This is a genomic window from Arthrobacter sp. E1SS-5 (assembly GCF_057073715.1).
On sequence record NZ_CP172703.1, the window covers coordinates 1,101,396 to 1,117,330 of the forward strand.

Sequence of the window (15,935 nt, forward strand, 5' to 3'; positions counted from 1 at the left end):
AACCTCATTGTTGTGTGGGGGAGAGGGAGGTCGGGCTGCAGGCCCGAAGCATGATGTAGATCATAGCTACTCCTGCGCGATTAGCGCAAGGCTTGCTGCGCGAACCGCGCAAGTGAGGGAGGTTGGCGTGCAGTCCGGCCGCCCGCCGTCGTCATTGTCAGCTGCCAGCCGTAGGCTCAGCGCGTGCCAAATTTTCCCGTTACCAGCGCCCGCGCGGACCGTGCAGTTCCCGCAGGCCGCGTCGGCTACGACCTGAAGGCCGACCGTCTCCTGCTCCACACCTTCCAGCCCGAGGAGGCCCTGGAGGAACTCCTGTCCACCGGGCAACTCATCCCGGATTCGAGCCGAGCGGAGCCGCTGTTCGCCGACGCCTATGCGTGGATGTTCCGGGAGATGGACCGCCGCCTTCCCACCAGCGGCGACGGGGCCCTTTGGTTCTGGGCGCGCATTACCCGCGAGTACCTGGTGGACAGTTGTAGGCAGCACCGCGGCGACGTCCTGTTGACCTGCCGGATCCAGCGGGAAAGGGTTCTGCTGTCCCACTTCTCGGACTGGCACCGCGCCCTGGGCGCCACACCTCACGTGCTTGAATTGCCGGGCGAGAGCGACGATGACTATGGCGCGCGGTTGGACTGGATCTGGGACGAACTCAACGAGCGCAAGCGGGCAGCCGGTGTGCTCCACAAGGGATTCCGGGAGTGGCCCGAGGATCTGCGCAGGGATCTCGAGCGGAGCTGGGAGCAGTTCCTCGACCCCTCAACCTACGGCAGGTGGGACGTCGTGCAGGCAACCGCGCACGTCCTGCGCGCCGAGGACGTCATCGGAGCTGTGCGGCTCGGCTAAAGGTCTCCCGAAGCCATTGTTGGCTGGAGGAGAACCGGTCGGGCAGGGACTCGGCGAATCACGGCCGCCAAGCAGTGGCCGCCTGCCCCCTGCGAATGCGCTCAGTCCCGGGTTAGCGAGGGACTCTCCGCGCCGGTCTTGGCTGCTGCCGCCGCGCGGTGATGCGCCACGTGCCCCGTCACCGTGACTGCCGTGGCGATCACCGCAGCCAGTGCCAGTGCAAGCGCCAGGTGCACATGCAGTGCTGCCGCCCCGGCCAAGGCGCCCAGCATGATCAGGGCGATGGCCAGCGCACGCCGCTGCCAGAACGTTCCCTTGCCGCCTGCCAGCCGGGAATCGGAGGCGAGGCCGGTGATGGTGGAGGTGACCACCACGGTGGTGATCTCCGCGACCTTCAGGCGCTTCGCCGTCGCCGCTTGGGTTCCCATGAGCAGGGCGAGTGCGCTGGTGACGATGCTGCCGAGTGTGTGGTCGGCCTGTACGGGGGCCAGGAGCACGAAGACCGTCAGTGCCCACAGGCCCAGCGATACCGCGGACAGGGCGGCGGAGGTCTGCGGCGACCAGCCTTCGCCATTGCGCCGGAGGAGTCGCCCTGCCAGGGCTGCGCCCAGCATGAAGAAGGCCAGTGCCAGCGCCGGCCGCAGCACCGGGAGGCTGGTTCCGCCGGCCATGGCCATGCCCAGCAGCACCACGTTGCCGGTCATGTTCCCGGTGAACACGCGGTCCAGGCCCAGGTAGCCCATCGCGTCCACCACTCCGGTGGAAAACGTCAGGGCCAGCATCAGCACGAGGTGCAGCCGCTCAGCCGAGCCAAAGAAAAGTTTCCTCACCGGAATTCTCCAATACGTCCTTGAACCGAAGGTATACCAACGATATGTTCGTTCAGGGATTGTATTCAATCCAGTTTCCGTGCTCGGTCATAGGAGTTGATTGTGACTCCGTTCCGACGCCCTGCGCGCCCGCAAACTCCGCCGCCACCAGCCGAAAGACATAGCAAGTGACCTACACGCCCCCAGGCAGCTTCACCACCCGCCCCACCCTCCAAGGCACATTCGGCATGACCGCTTCCACCCACTGGCTCGCCACCGCCTCCGCCCAGGCGGTGCTGGAGCGCGGCGGCAACGCCTTCGACGCCGCGGTCGCCGGTGCCTTCGTCCTGCACGTGGTGGAGCCGCACCTGAACGGCCCGGGCGGGGACATGACCGGCGTGTTCGTTACGGCGGACAACCCGTCGGAACCGATGGTGCTCATGGGCCAGGGCCCTGCCCCGGCCGCCGCAACCCGCGAGCACTACCTGGCCGAAGGACTGGAACTGGTGCCCGGCGCCGGCGCGCTCGCCGCAGCCGTGCCGGCCGCCGTCGACGCCTGGCTGCTGCTCCTCCGGGACCACGGCACCTGGGAGCTGGCGGACGTGCTGGCCTTCGCCATCGGCTATGCCCGCAACGGGCACCCGGTCGTGGGCCGCGTGGGCACCACCATCGAAACCGTCGCCGACCTCTTCACCGAGCACTGGCCGACGTCGGCCGCCCTCTGGATGCCGGACGGGAAGATCCCCGCAGCCGGCGACATCGTCAAGAACCCTGCGTACGCCGACGTCATGGACCGGCTCGTCGCCGCCGGAGAGACGGACGCGGCAGTCTCCCGGGAAGCGCGCATCGATGCCGCCCGCCGGGAATGGCGCGAGGGCTTCGTGGCCAAGGCCGCAGTGAAGTTCCTCGCCGAGCCGCACCGCCACTCGTCCGGCACCGATCACGCAGGCGTCATGACCGAAGCGGACTTCGCCAATTTCTCCGCCGGCTACGAACCCGCCACCACCCTCAGGTTCCGCGGCCACACCATCGCCAAGACCGGGCCCTGGGGGCAGGGCCCGGCGCTGCTGCAGACCCTCGCCATCCTGGACGGGTTCGACGACGACCGGTTGGACCCGTCCACGGCCATCGGCGCGCACACCATCCTTGAGGCGCAGAAGCTGGCCATCGCCGACCGCGAGGCCTACTACGGCGACGCCACAGTGCCCATGGACTACCTGCTCAGCGCCGAGTACGCGGCGGAACGCCGCAAGCTCATCGGCGACAAGGCTTCACACGAATTCCGGCCCGGCAACGTCCCCGGCCACGAACCCTTCGTCCCGCCGCTGCGCACGGAGTACCTCCCGCCGTCGCTCGCGGAAAACGGCGAGCCTGCCTTCGCCGGCGTTGGCGAACCCACGGTGATGCCCACCGGGGAAACCCGCGGGGACACCTGCCACATCGACGTCGTGGACCAGTGGGGAAACATGGTCTCCGCCACGCCCTCCGGCGGGTGGCTCCAGTCCTCCCCGGCCATCCCCGAACTCGGCTTCTGCCTGGGCTCCCGGCTGCAGATGACCTGGCTGGAGGAAGGCGCACCGTCCACCCTGACCCCCGGCAAGCGCCCCCGGACCACCTTGACGCCCACGCTGGTGCTGAAGGACGGCAAAGCGGTGACCGCCCTCGGCTCCCCGGGCGGTGACCAGCAGGACCAGTGGCAGCTGCTGTACCTGCTGCGCACCATCGTGGGCGGTTACGAGCCCCAGCAGGCCGTGGACGCACCCGCCCTCCACACCACCTCCATCCCGGGATCCTTCTGGCCCCGTACCTGGACGCCGGGCGGTGCCGTGGTTGAAGACCGCCTGGGCGACGACGTGATCAATGAACTGGAGGAACGTGGCCACGTGGTGACCCGGGCCGGGGACTGGGCGCTCGGCCGCCTGTCCTCGGTGGTGCGTGATCCCGAGACGGATGTCCTCATGGCCGCCGCCAACCCCAGGGGAGCGCAGGGGTATGCGGCAGGACGCTAGCGGCGACCCCACCCCACGGGCCCGCGTCCAGGACGAGATCCGGCGGGACATCATCTTCGGAAAGCTTCCCGCCGGGACACGGATCACCGAGGCGTCCCTCGCCGCGACATACGGGATCTCCCGGGTACCTGTGCGCGAAGCGCTGCGGGCACTCGAGGTGGAGGGCTTCATTGAGTCGAAGCCCTTCGCCGGGTCCACGGTGTCAGAGATACCCGTGGACGACGCCGACGACCTCTTCGCCGTGCGCGAGGCCCTGGAAGCCGCCACCGCCCGCCGGGCTGCCCGGCGGGCGGCCGCCCAGTTCTCCGCTGGCGGCCCGGATACCCAGTGGTGGGAGACGCGGCGGGAATTGGCGGCGATCCTGGACGAGGGCGATGAAGCGGTGGCAAGCGGGCAGGTGGAGCTCCTGCCCGAGCTGAACATCCGGTTCCACCTGGGGGTCGCTGAACTCAGCCGCAGCGCGTCCCTCACCGCGCTGCTCCGCCAGATTTCCGGCAAGATCGAGTGGCTCTACGCCTCCGACGTGGACTCCCGCGGCATACGATCCTGGGCCGAGCACCGGGGCATTATGGCAGCGATCGACGCCGGCAACTCCGAGGCAGCCGAGCAGGGGATGGCCGCACACGTCCACGGGTCCCGGTCCGGATACCTGAGCCGGTTTACGGAGAAGGATGTGCCACCCGCGACGCCGATGGAGCCTTCAGGGGGCCAGCCCGCGGATACTAGGGCCTGATTCCGGGGGTGAGCATAGCGAGGCAGCTGCACATTCGTGCAGCTGCCTGTGGGAGGCCGACCAACGCCGGGGCCTACGAAAACTACCTTCTCACCAGTAACAACGCTGTGTTCTGCGTCACGATTAGGTGGCAACAGCCTCACATCCTCGCACCCTTTTTCGCCGCACATCCGTGCACTTCCGCTGCGGAGGAGCGGCAGCGCTGCCAGCATGGGAAACCCCGGCCGGAACTGATGGACACCCCCAAAGCCATCAGCTCGGGCCGCCCAAAGACAGACGAACAAAGAGGTTTCCATGTCATTCCTTTCCCGGGCCCTGTCCGTTGCTGCCGCCGCAGTCCTGGCCTCATCCCTGGTTGCAGTCCCCGCCCACGCCGTTGATATCTCCCCGCCAGGTGCCAATGACTGGTCCTGCAAACCGTCGGCAGCGCATCCGTATCCGGTGGTCCTGGTGCCCGGAACGTTCGAGAGCATGGAGAAGAACTGGTCCACGCTCTCGCCGGTCCTCAAGAGCCAGGGGTACTGCGTCTTCGCCCTCAACTATGGCCAGACAAATGGCGTCTACGCCACAGCTCCCGTGAAAGATTCCGCCAAGGAGCTGGCACCCTTCGTGGACGCGGTCCGCTCCGCGACGGGCGCCAAGCAGGTGGACCTGGTGGGACACAGCCAGGGCGGCATGATGCCCCGGTACTACATGGGCTTCCTGGGCGGGGCCAAGTACGTACACCAGCTCGTCGGCATCGCCCCGTCCAACCACGGCACCAAAGGCGTGATCCTGCCGCCGCCGGACCTGGTTCCCACGCCGGACTACACCGCCGCAGGCTGCGCCGCCTGTGCAGATCAGCAGGCCGGCTCGCCGTTTATGCAGGAGCTCAACTCCATCGGCGACACCGTCGCAGGCCCCGCCTACACCGTCATCTCCACCACCCACGACGAGGTGGTGATCCCCTACAACAGCCAGTTCCTGAACGGCTCCGCGCGGCAGGTCACCAACATCACCATCCAGGACAAGTGCCCGGCCGACGTGATTGAACATGACCAGGCGCCCAATGATCCGGTGGTGCACCAGCTCGTAGGCAACGCCCTTGCCCAGCCGTCCGGTCCGGCGGACCCTGCCTACCAGCCCGTCTGCCTGTAGCGCCGGACGGGGGACCATCAGCAGTACGACGGCGGGTGCCCGGCTTCCAAAAGCCGGCCACCCGCCGTCGTGGTTTATTGCACCGGGGTTCCCGGCTGCCCGTCAATGCCGCACCAGTCGGCGATGAACAGCGCGATGCTCTTGGTGATCCGGCGGATGGACTCGACCGAGACGCGTTCGTCGAACCCGTGGATCGCCTCAGAAACGGGGCCGTAAACCAGCGCGGGCGTATCGGCGTAAAGAGCGAAGACCCGGCCGTCCAGGTAACCCGGGGTGGTAAAGCTTTCCAGCTCGCGGCCAAACACCTGTGCGTGCGTGCGCTGCAGCATGGCCTCGGCGTCAGTCCCGGGCTCCAGCACGTAGCCCTCGGAGAAGAACCCTGTCTTTTCGCCGACGGCGGTGATTGTGTCTGGCCCGCGGCCCAGGGACTCGAGGCAGTCCTGGAGTTCCTGCCAGGCCTGTTCCGCGACAATGCCGGGATAGATTGCAGCCCGCACATCGAACTCGCACCAGGCCGGGACGCTGGAAGGCCAGTCCCCGCCAGCGATGCCGCCGAAGTTGAAGTTGATGGGGTGGTCAAGGTCCTCGAAGTAGCGGTGCTGTCCGCGGTCCGCGTTCCACTTTTCCTCCACCTCGCGCAGGGCGGATATTGCAGTGTAGGCGGCGTCGATGGCGTTGAAGCCGGTGCCCATTTCGCGCGGATGCGTTGGGTTGCCGGTGACCCTGACCTTGAACCACAGCACGCCCACGTTGGCCCGCACCAGCATGTCCTCCTCGGGTTCGGGGATGATCACGGCGTCGGCCTCGTAGCCGCGCATCATGGCGGAAAGGGAACCGTTGCCGGTGCATTCCTCCTCGACGACGGACTGGAAGTGGATGCGGCCTGCCGGCTCGAACCCTGCGGAGCGGACAGCATCGAAAGCGAAGAGATTAGCCGCCAGGCCTGCCTTCATGTCGCCGGCACCGCGGCCGTACAGCCATCCGTCGATGATGGGTGCGTCCCAGGGGGAGCGGGACCACGCCTCGGACGGGCCCTCGGGCACCACGTCGATGTGGCCGTTCAGAATGAGGGACCGGCCCCGCTCTTCGGCCGGACGGTAGGTGCCCACGACGTTGGTCATCCCGTCATAGGAAACCGTCACCGGCCCGAAACCGTGATGGGCCGACAGTTCTTCAGTGTTCAGTTCCCACCGGTCCATCTCCAGGCCGCGGCCCTCCATGGCCCCGTACATGAGGTCCTGCGCGGTGCCCTCCCGCGTGCGCAGGGACGGGTGCTTCACAAGGTCCTGGGTGAAGGAAAGCTGGTCGTCGAAGGCAGCGTCCACCGCATCCAGGATGCGGCGGGTCTGATCATCATTGAGCATGGTGGACTCCTAACGGGAAGGGGAGCCGTCCGCCGGACGGCTCCCCTTGGGTGATTGGTGTGAGTGGGACAACGGCTTAAGGGCCGCGGCCGTCCGTCCTAGCTGGTGACGAGCTTCTTGTCCTGGACGCGCAGGCGCTCGCCGAAGAACCCGCCGACGGCGGTGAGCAGGGAGATGATGGCCAGGATCAGGGCTGCACCCCACGACTGGTTGCCGGAAATGCCCAACATGGCGGTGGCCAGCAGGGGCATGAACCCGCTGGTGGCACCGGCGATGTTGTAGCCCAGGGCCACGCCGGAGTAGCGCAGCTTCGCCGGGAACAGGTCGGTCAGCAGTGCGCCGTTGACGGCGTAGGCAACCGCGATGAGCATGATGCCTACCGTGATGGCCAGGGTGATCATCCACGGGGATTTGGTGTCGATCATCGCGAAGAGGGGAAATGACATGACGGCGCTGACGATGCCGCCCCACATGGTCACCTTGCCCGGTCCAATCTTCTCGGCGAGCCGGCCCATCACGAAGGTGACGCCGATCTGGGCCACTGCGGCAACCAGTGTTGCGTTGACCATGACGTTCCGGTCCACCTTGAGGGTGTTGGAGCCATAGCTCACCGCAAAGGTGGTGATCATGTAGAACCCGCCGACGCCGAGCAGTGCGGCGAGTACGGCGATGAGCAGCCGGCCGCCGGCGTGGCGGAAGACCTCGAACGCCGGCACCTTGGCCGTTTCACCCTGGGCCAGCAGATCCTTGAAGATGGGGGATTCCTCCACCTTCAAGCGGATCCAGAGCGCGATACCCAGCATTGGGAAGGCCAGCAGGAACGGAATACGCCAACCCCAGGCATCGAAGGCTTCGGACGGGAACAGCAATACCAGTGAGAAGGCGCCGGAAGCCAGCAACGTTGCCACCGGCGAGCCCACCTGGACCAGGGCGGCGTACCGGCCGCGCTTTTCAACCGGGGCGTGCTCCACAGCCATGGTCACGGCGCCGCCCCACTCGCCGCCGACGGCGAGGCCCTGGACCAGTCGCAGTATGGCAAGCATGATGGGTGCAGCCAGGCCGATGCTGCCGAAGTCGGGCAACAGGCCAATGAGGGCAGTGGCCGTGCCGATCATGACGATGGTGGTCAGCAGGGCCGGCCGGCGTCCGTACCGGTCGCCGATATAACCGAAGATCATGGCACCGAGGGGTCGGGCTGCGAAGCCGACGCCGAACGTGGCAAAGGAGGCCAGCAGTGCTGCCGTGGCGTCCATGTTGGTGAAGAAGAGCCGGTTGAAAACCAACGCAGCGGCCGTGCCGAAGAGATAGTAGTCGTACCATTCCAGGGCGGTTCCGACGAAGGCGGCGCGGGCGATCTTTCCTGCGTCTTTGCCGGAGATCACCGGAGGAGCGCCTGCGGCGGTGGGGAGTGAATTCGAGGTGGTCACAGCGTGGGCCCTTTCGAGCGGGTTGAGTCTTGCGTCCCGGTCCCGCGGCGGTCGAAAGGCGCTGGCCTGCTCGCTGCGGTGGTTCCTTCGACATTAGGTGAGTGATAAAGCCCTAAACAATGACAATTTCCACCCACTTTTCGGCCTCTAGATGGGCAATTTCACAAATCAATCCGTGAATTCGCTGTATCGGCTGAGCGAAACAAGGGCCCGCGCGGCCTCCGCCGGGACGGTGAGGTCTAGGCCAATGACCTCGTGCAGGCTGTGCAGGCGGTTGACCACGGTGTTCCGGTGGCAGAACAGTTCCTCCGCGGTTTCCTTGATGGATCCGGTCCGGGCGTAACTGCACGCCACCTGCAACAGGCGCTGGCGTTCCAGCGGTGTGCACCTGTCCAGGGCCTGCTTTATGGGGGCGGAAAAGCCCGGAAACTTTTGCTCCAGCAGGCCCCCGGCGATGCCCATCCACGTATCCTCCATCGTGGCCAGCCCGGTGCCCCGGGGCTTTTGCCGCGCCAGCACCAGCGCCGATGCGGAAGCGGCCGGGACGGCCGCCAGCCCGTCAACATCGGGCACGTATCCGGCGGGGAAGCCTGGGCCTTCCTCGCGCCAGGTGCGGCCCTTGCGCTGCTGGCGAAAGACATACAGGACGCCGGTGTTCTCGTACATATAGATGCGGTGGTCCGGCTCGAACTGCCGCTGGGCCTGCGCCACCGCGTCGGAGGTCACCGCCAGCACTTCAAAGGTACCGGTGGCCTGCACTCCGAGGGCCGTGGCGAGGTCCTGCGTATCGCCGGGACTGCCTGCTTCGGCGTTGAACAGCCGGGACAGCAGGCGCTGGCGGTACAGCTGCTTGTTGCGGGCCAGCCGTGCCTCTTCCTCGGCATAGGCCTGCTGGATGCTGCTGATATACCCCTCTACGGCGTCCAGGACCCGGTCCATGTTGGCCACCAGGACACTGATCCCTTGGTCCCGGGCCACCCGTTCCAATCCCCTCCAGAGAACGCGGAAGTCATTGCGGATTGCTTCAAGAAATGCGTCCAGCGGCACACCCTGGCGCGCCCGGCGGGCCGCCACCTCCCGGGGCAGGGTCTGCAGGTCCGTGGGCAGCTCCAACCCGGCCATCTGGTACAGGAACATGTCCATGGTGTCCGCGGCAGTCCGGTACACGTCATCCTGGGGAACCAGTGCGTCCCCGTAGGAGATCGCGGAGAAGCGTTCCAGGAAGTCATCCACCAGCCGGGAGCGTTCCTTCCAGAGGCTCTCCAGCAGTTCCGTCCATTCCGGCTCCATGGGCCGGCCCGGATTGAACTCCCTGATCACCGGGCCGGAGGGGCGCGCGGCAGCGTTGTCGTGGGGTGTCATGCAACCCATTTTATGCAAAAGCCTAAGTTAGGGCGCCAAGGCCGCGTTTGATGTCCATTGAAGGCAGCAAAATTACAGAGTTGAATGGAGCGCAGCGCCACTTCCAGGCCCCTGCCCTGAACCCTCCGCGCCATCCGGAGGCCTATCAAAGAGGATTCATGCCCGTCGATCTCCTGATCCGCAACGCCCACATACTGACCCAGGATGCGTCCCGGCCCACGGCGACCAGCCTGCTCATCCATGACGGCAAGATCCTCGACGTCGATCCGGACGATGCGCTGGCAAGCCATGCCCGCCAGATCATCGATGCCGCCGGCACCACGATCGTCCCCGGGTTCAACGACGTCCATGCGCACAGCGTGTGGTTCGGCCTCGGGCTGATGGAGGCCAACGCGGGGGCGGCTGCAAGCCTGGACGAACTGTACGACATCATCGCCGAGGCGGCCGCCGGAAAGGCTCCCGACGAATGGGTGGTGGCATCCGGCTTCAGCCCGCTGCTGTTCGGCGGCCGGCAACCGGACCGCCACCGGCTGGATGCGGCGGCCGGGGGACGCCCGGTGTGGATCAAGCACTCGTCCGGCCACGCCTGCACGCTCAACGGTGCGGCGCTGGAGCTCGTCGCCGCCCACGGCGATCTCACAGCCCCGATCGACGGCGGACTTGTGGTCCTGGGCGACGACGGCCTGCCGACGGGGCTGCTGGAGGAAAATGCCATGCGGCTGGTGCAGGACATCCTGCTGCCGTACCCGCTGGAGACCATTGAGCGAGCGCTGGACCTGGCAACTTCCCACTACCTCTCCGAAGGGCTCACCAGCGTGACGGACGCAGGAATCGCCGGCGGCTGGATCGGTTACTCTCCGCGCGAGTTCGCGGCCTACCTGAACGCACGGGACAAGGGGCTGCTCAGTGTCAGGATGCAGCCCATGCTGGTCATGGACGCCCTCCACGAGGTTCCCGGCCACGCCGACGACCCGGCCTCCAGGACCCTGGACGCCGGCATCCGCACCGGGCTGGGCGACGACTGGCTGCGGCTGGGCCCCGTGAAGATCTTCAGCGACGGGTCCCTCCTGGGCAGCACGGCCTATATGACCGAGGACTATGTGGGCTGCACGCACAACCACGGCTACCTGCAGATGGACGCGGACCAGCTGCGCGCATCGGCGCTCGCCGCCTACCGCGCCGGCTGGGCAATCGCGATGCACGCGATCGGCGACCACGCCGTGGACCATGCCATCGCCATCATCACCGAGGCGCAGGAGAAGTTCGGGCTCAATGCACAGCCCAACCGGATCGAGCACGGCGGGGTGGTCCGGCCCGACCAGCTTGACAGGATCGCCAATGCCGGAATCGTGCTGGTCCCGCAGCCGCACTTCATCACCGAGTTCGGCGACGGCATGGCCCGCCTGCTGGGTCCCAAACGCACCGCCTGGTCCTACCCAGGCAAGAGCCTGCTGGAGCGTGGCGTCACCCTGCCGGGCAGCTCGGACCGTCCCGTGTCAAACGGCAGGCCATTGGATGTGATGCAGTCCTTCGTGGAACGCCTGACGCCGTCGGGCGAGGTCTACGGGCCGCACGAAAGGATCACCGCGGCGGAGGCGCTGGCCGCCTACACCACGGGGTCCGCCGCCGCGACCGGAACCGGCCACATCAAGGGGCGTCTGGCGCCGGGGTACCTGGCGGACCTGGTTTTCCTCGACCAGGACCCCACCGCCGTCGAGCCATCCAACATTTCAGCCACGCGGGTGCTGGCCACCATGGTGGGCGGCCACATCCGTTTCGGCGCAGAAAATCTGCCAGCCCCGGCCCGCCTCGCAGACCTTGAGCCGGCGCTGACAGGAAAGGAAACCCCATGAGCACCACCGACGAGCAGTTCCTTGCGGATTTCGCCACGATGTCGAGCTTCGGCGCCACGCCCGGCGGCGGCGTGGACCGGCAGGCCGGAACCCCGGAAGACCACGCCACCCGGGCCTGGTTCAGCCAATGGCTGGCCCGGAACGGCTACACCGAAACCGTGGATGGGGCGGGAAACCAGTTCGGCACCGTGGAACTGGTCCCCGGCGCCCCCTACGTGCTGGTCGGTTCGCACCTGGATTCCCAACCGCTGGCCGGCCGGTATGACGGAGCCTACGGCGTGCTCGCAGCGGCCCATGCCGGCGCCCGCGTGGTGGCGGAAGCCCGGGCCGGCAAGCTCCAGCCCGCCTACAACCTGGCCGTGGTGAACTGGTTCAACGAGGAAGGCAGCCGCTTCAAGCCCAGCATGATGGGCAGCGGCGTCTTCACCGGGAAACTGCGGCTGGAGGATGCCCTCGCCACCACCGATCCCGCGGGGACAACCGTGGCCCAGGCCCTTGCGGCAGGACATGCTGCCCCGGACGGGAACGCGCCCGTCCTCGCCCAGGTTGCCCGCTACGCCGAAATCCACATCGAGCAGGGCCGGAACCTGGAGGAAAGCGGCACCCAGGTGGGCATCGTGGACAGGACGTGGGCCGCCAGCAAGTACCGGGTGACGGTGGACGGAGCACAGTCGCACACAGGCGCAACCCGCATGGAAGACCGCCGGGACGCCCTCTTCGGCGCCGCGCTGGTCATCACCGCCGCGCGTGAACTGGCCGCGGAATTCGAGCCCGGGCTGCTGCACACCTCGGTCTCCGAGCTGTATGTCCTGCCGAACTCGCCGGTCACCATCGCCCGGCAGGTACTGATGAACCTCGACCTGCGCTCGCCGGACGAGTCCGTGCTTGGTTTGGCTATGGAACGGCTCGAAAAGAGGATCATCGACGCCGAGGCTGACTCCCGTACGGACATCCGCCTGGACCTGACGCACAACTGGGGAGTGGTGTCCTACCAGCCCGAGGGAGCAGCGCTGGGCAGGGCCAGCGCGGACAGCCTGGGCTACAGCCACGCGGACGTGATGACCGTCGCCGGGCATGATTCGACCAACATGAAGGACGTGGTTCCCACCGTCATGCTCTTCGTCCCCAGCGTGGAGGGGATCTCGCACAACGAGGCTGAGTTCACGCACGACGACGACGCACTGCGGGGCGTCGGGCTCCTCACCGAGGTTACGCGGCGCCTTGTCCGGGGCGAGTTGGAAGGGGACTAGCAAGCCCGACAAGAGCAGTCCGACGGCGGGTGGGCGGCTTCCAAAAGCCGCCCACCGCCGTCGTACTTTCAAAGCGTCTCCGGCACCGGCCGACCCGGGAACAGGGTGGCGTACTGCTTCCGGTACATCCGCCGCCCCACCAGCTTGTAGGCGAGCCGGACCGGGGGAGGGATCTCCTTGAACAGTTCTTTCCGGTCCGCGGGTGGATTTGTGGCCAGCACCATGCCCAGGTACCCCACCATGAACCTCTTGTCGAGTGCCCTAACCCCGTGCTGCCCCACCGCCGCGGCTTCTTTCTCGCTCATCACCCGGTCCGCCACGGGCATCATCTCGGTGACCTCGCGCCGCAGGTGCAGGTTGAGGACCGCTGACAGGTCCTCGTACAGTGCGGCCAGCTCCGACGCGGAGTCCTCGTCCGCCGTCGCCATCCAGCGCAGCCGCACCGGCTCAATGGCATCCAGCAGCTGCGTCACCTGCCGGTGCTGCTCCAGCATCTGCCCCACGTGCAGCACGCACGCCGGCGCCCGCTCCTTCAGCTGCGGATACATCAGCAGGTCCTCGCCCTCGTGGTGGAGGTGGAGCACCTTGTCGAAGTTCCCCAGCACTTCCCCCACGTAGGCGGCCCTCGCGGTGTCACCGGCGGCAGCGGAGCGCACCAGTCCGGGCGCCTCGCCGTAGGCCCAGAGGAAGAACCGGTGGATGCGCCGCATGGCAGCGGTTCCCGTGCACAGGACGGGCCCGGCGGGGAGGGGTGGCGCGGTTTCGCCGGGCTGCATGGTGAAGAAGTCGGTCATTGTGGGCCCCTATTTTTGCTAGTCAATGAGACGAAGGACCTCTCCCCGCGAGCATCGTAGCCCCGGCCTCCACGGCACACAACGGCTTGTGGGGAAGTACGACGGCGGCCCCCGGCGGGGTTCGCGGCGTCGCCTTGGTCAGGGGAGTCGTGAGCCCGGCTGCCCCCGGGCCGAGTCTTCGCGCACCCGCTCAATCCATTCGGCGAGGAAGGCCTGGACAAGGGCGGGCTGCTCATGCAGCAGGGCGTGCCCGGCACGGTCCAGCACGGCAAAGGTGCCGCGCGGGTAGCCTTGGGCCAGTGCCAACCCATCCGCGTAGCCGGCGGTGGCGTCCTGCCGCCCCACCAGGACCAGCACGGGACGCGGATACGTCACTGCCGATTCCGCACGGTCCCGCAGCTCCCAGCGCGAAAAAATGCGGGCCAACCCCGGCCCGTCAACGAGAGCTGCCGCAGGAGCCACGAACTGCAGGAACCGTTCCAGCGTTTCGTCCGTCTGGACCACGAAATAGCTGCGGAAAGAGGCCTCGCTTTCCGCGTCGAGGCCGGCAGGATGAACCGCCGACACCAGGACCTCATGCTTGGGCACGCCGCCGGTGTGGGCGCCAACCGGGCAGATCAGCGCAAGCCCGGCCGCCTGGGGACGCAGGTGGGCCACCGCGCGGGCAAGGTACCCGCCGGACGACTGGCCGATGATGAGGAACGGTTCATCACCCATTGTGCCGTCGATGAAACCGAGCAGGAGGTCCAGCACGTCGTCGTTACTGTTGAGCGACGCGTGAGCCGGCGTGCGGCCCATCCCCGGCAGGTCCGGATACAGGCGGCGGAACCCGGGGATGCTGCCGAACATCGGTTCCAGGCCGCCTGCAATCTCCCGGTGGTCCACTCCCGCGCCGTGCAGCGCAAGGACGGGTGTTCCGCTGCCATGTTCAACGAAATGGACGGGCACGCCGCCGACCACCGCCTCCATCCCGCCAGTGTAGGGTCGGCCGGGACTGTGGGGCCAGAGCCTTCGTTGCAGGAAACGGAGCACTTTGGGGGCTCCTGCCCCTATCGGGTCCCGGTGCGGGGGGCCAAGATGGCCCGCATGAGAAAACTCTTCGCCGCCGGCCTCACGGCAGCACTGATGGTGCTTGCTCCCGTCCCGTTTGCCCTTCCCGCCAACGCTGGCACGTCCACCCAGCCCGGGCACGTCCTCGTAAAGTTTTACGACGACGGCGCTGCCGCCGGCATCCTGCACAGGCGCGGACTGGACGGCGTGGACGTTGGCAGTACGGGCGCCAGGCTGGTCAGCGTGCCCGCCGGCAGCGAAGACCGATTTATCGAGGCACTCAGCCGGGACCCCGCCGTCGAGTACGCAGAAGTTGACCAGCCGGTGTCCGCCTTCACCTCCGACCAGTACTTCCCGCGCCAGTACGCCCTGCAGAACGACGGGCAGTCGTTCACCAACACCGCAGGCGACCTCACCATTCCTGCCGGCACACCCGACGCCGACGTGGACGCCGTCGAAGCGTGGAACGTGACCACCGGCAGCGGCATCAAGGTCGCGGTGCTCGATTCGGGCGTCGCCAGCGACAACCCGGACATCGCCCCCAAGGTGGTGGCCCGCGCCAACTTCAGCGGCTCGGCCACCAAGGCGGGGGACCCCGTGGCCGAGGACTACTACGGCCACGGCACCCACGTGGCCGGCAGCGTCGCCGCTACCACCGACAACACCATCGGCGTGGCAGGGGTCTGCCCGGGCTGCACCATTCTGGCCGGAAAGGTCCTGGACGACAACGGCGTCGGCTCCAGCTCTGCCCTTGCGAACGGCATCAACTGGGCGGTCAGCAACGGCGCCAAGGTGATCAACATGAGCCTGGGGGTGCGGGCATCGCGGACCCTGGAAACCGCCGTCAACAACGCCTGGAACAAGGGCGTGGTCTTGGTGGCGGCTGCCGGCAACGGTGGGAACCAGACCAAGATCTACCCGGGCGCGTACACCCATGTCATCGCCGTCGGTGCCACCGACAATAACGACGCCAAAGCCTCGTTCTCCACCTACGGCGCAAGCTGGGTGGATGTTGCCGCTCCCGGCGTCTACGTCTACTCCACCTTCCCCAACCACCCCTTCGTGCTGGCCACCCAGAACAACCGGTCCCAGGGCTACGACGTGGGCAACGGCAGCTCGATGTCCTCGGCCATCGTCTCAGGGGCGGCGGCGCTCGCGTGGAGCTCGCATCCGGGCGCCACGAATACCTCCATCCGGGCAGACGTGGAATCCACCGCGGACAAGGTTGCCGGCACCGGCACGTACTGGGCCTACGGCCGGGTGAACGCCGCCGGCGCCGTAAAATAGCGTCAGTTAGCCGCGCT

General features: G+C 67.2%; 13 protein-coding genes. 7 read left to right on the plus strand and 6 right to left on the minus strand.

Annotation, left to right across the window (positions count from 1 at the left end):
- The first annotated feature begins 183 nt into the window (after positions 1-183).
- Entirely contained in the window at positions 184-843 is a 660-nt protein-coding gene (locus tag ACIGJD_RS05205) for a DUF3841 domain-containing protein (protein WP_483688599.1), read from the plus strand.
- A 101-nt stretch (positions 844-944) separates the two neighbouring features.
- Here the strand turns inward: ACIGJD_RS05205 and ACIGJD_RS05210 are convergent, their stop codons facing one another.
- Positions 945-1,673 carry a YoaK family protein gene (locus tag ACIGJD_RS05210; RefSeq protein WP_483688600.1) on the minus strand — a complete coding sequence of 243 codons (729 nt, stop codon included), beginning with the start codon at positions 1,671-1,673 and terminating at the stop codon, positions 945-947.
- Positions 1,674-1,840: 167 nt separating this feature from the next.
- On the opposite strand from ACIGJD_RS05210, the gene ACIGJD_RS05215 reads away from it, so the two are divergent.
- From ACIGJD_RS05215 to ACIGJD_RS05225, 3 genes are all read left to right on the plus strand, one after another.
- Positions 1,841-3,661, plus strand: a complete 1,821-nt coding sequence (locus tag ACIGJD_RS05215) for a gamma-glutamyltransferase family protein (protein ID WP_483688601.1) — start codon at positions 1,841-1,843, stop codon at positions 3,659-3,661.
- Entirely contained in the window at positions 3,645-4,394 is a 750-nt protein-coding gene (locus ACIGJD_RS05220; RefSeq protein ID WP_483688602.1) for a GntR family transcriptional regulator, read from the plus strand. The genes ACIGJD_RS05215 and ACIGJD_RS05220 overlap by 17 nt, the downstream gene beginning before the upstream one ends.
- Before the next feature lie 294 nt (positions 4,395-4,688).
- Positions 4,689-5,531 (plus strand): esterase/lipase family protein, encoded by an 843-nt coding sequence (locus ACIGJD_RS05225; RefSeq protein WP_483688603.1) that lies wholly within the window; start codon positions 4,689-4,691, stop codon positions 5,529-5,531.
- Positions 5,532-5,605: 74 nt separating this feature from the next.
- Here the strand turns inward: ACIGJD_RS05225 and ACIGJD_RS05230 are convergent, their stop codons facing one another.
- From ACIGJD_RS05230 to ACIGJD_RS05240, 3 genes are all read right to left on the minus strand, one after another.
- On the minus strand, positions 5,606-6,895 hold the full coding sequence (locus ACIGJD_RS05230; RefSeq protein WP_483688604.1) for an ArgE/DapE family deacylase: 1,290 nt from the start codon (positions 6,893-6,895) through the stop codon (positions 5,606-5,608).
- A gap of 98 nt (positions 6,896-6,993) precedes the next feature.
- The gene (locus ACIGJD_RS05235) at positions 6,994-8,322 is read right to left on the minus strand and encodes an MFS transporter (RefSeq protein WP_483688605.1); all 1,329 of its coding nucleotides are present in this window, start codon (positions 8,320-8,322) and stop codon (positions 6,994-6,996) included.
- Between the two features lie 168 nt (positions 8,323-8,490).
- A complete protein-coding gene (locus ACIGJD_RS05240) occupies positions 8,491-9,684 on the minus strand; it encodes a helix-turn-helix domain-containing protein (protein ID WP_483688606.1) in 1,194 nt (397 codons plus the stop codon).
- A 158-nt stretch (positions 9,685-9,842) separates the two neighbouring features.
- On the opposite strand from ACIGJD_RS05240, the gene ACIGJD_RS05245 reads away from it, so the two are divergent.
- Positions 9,843-11,537, plus strand: a complete 1,695-nt coding sequence (locus ACIGJD_RS05245; RefSeq protein ID WP_483688607.1) for an amidohydrolase — start codon at positions 9,843-9,845, stop codon at positions 11,535-11,537.
- Entirely contained in the window at positions 11,534-12,787 is a 1,254-nt protein-coding gene (locus ACIGJD_RS05250; RefSeq protein WP_483688608.1) for a M20 family metallo-hydrolase, read from the plus strand. Before ACIGJD_RS05245 ends, ACIGJD_RS05250 begins: the two co-directional genes overlap by 4 nt.
- 68 nt (positions 12,788-12,855) lie before the next feature.
- Here ACIGJD_RS05250 and ACIGJD_RS05255 read toward each other — a convergent pair whose 3' ends face one another.
- The gene (locus tag ACIGJD_RS05255) at positions 12,856-13,581 is read right to left on the minus strand and encodes a hemerythrin domain-containing protein (protein WP_483688609.1); all 726 of its coding nucleotides are present in this window, start codon (positions 13,579-13,581) and stop codon (positions 12,856-12,858) included.
- Positions 13,582-13,719: 138 nt separating this feature from the next.
- Positions 13,720-14,550: an alpha/beta fold hydrolase gene (locus ACIGJD_RS05260; protein WP_483688610.1), complete on the minus strand. Its 831-nt coding sequence runs from the start codon at positions 14,548-14,550 to the stop codon at positions 13,720-13,722.
- A 117-nt stretch (positions 14,551-14,667) separates the two neighbouring features.
- Between ACIGJD_RS05260 and ACIGJD_RS05265 the strand changes: the two genes are divergently transcribed.
- On the plus strand, positions 14,668-15,918 hold the full coding sequence (locus tag ACIGJD_RS05265) for a S8 family serine peptidase (RefSeq protein WP_483688611.1): 1,251 nt from the start codon (positions 14,668-14,670) through the stop codon (positions 15,916-15,918).
- The last annotated feature ends 17 nt before the right edge of the window (positions 15,919-15,935 follow it).

Coding starts and splice junctions, on each gene's coding strand:
- ACIGJD_RS05220 (WP_483688602.1), top strand. CDS start 3,645: ATGCGGCAGGACGCTAGCGGCGACCCCACCCCACGGGCCCGCGTCCAG.
- ACIGJD_RS05265 (WP_483688611.1), top strand. CDS start 14,668: ATGAGAAAACTCTTCGCCGCCGGCCTCACGGCAGCACTGATGGTGCTT.
- ACIGJD_RS05225 (WP_483688603.1), top strand. CDS start 4,689: ATGTCATTCCTTTCCCGGGCCCTGTCCGTTGCTGCCGCCGCAGTCCTG.
- ACIGJD_RS05230 (WP_483688604.1), bottom strand. CDS start 6,895: ATGCTCAATGATGATCAGACCCGCCGCATCCTGGATGCGGTGGACGCT.
- ACIGJD_RS05260 (WP_483688610.1), bottom strand. CDS start 14,550: ATGGAGGCGGTGGTCGGCGGCGTGCCCGTCCATTTCGTTGAACATGGC.
- ACIGJD_RS05245 (WP_483688607.1), top strand. CDS start 9,843: ATGCCCGTCGATCTCCTGATCCGCAACGCCCACATACTGACCCAGGAT.
- ACIGJD_RS05250 (WP_483688608.1), top strand. CDS start 11,534: ATGAGCACCACCGACGAGCAGTTCCTTGCGGATTTCGCCACGATGTCG.
- ACIGJD_RS05255 (WP_483688609.1), bottom strand. CDS start 13,581: ATGACCGACTTCTTCACCATGCAGCCCGGCGAAACCGCGCCACCCCTC.
- ACIGJD_RS05240 (WP_483688606.1), bottom strand. CDS start 9,684: ATGACACCCCACGACAACGCTGCCGCGCGCCCCTCCGGCCCGGTGATC.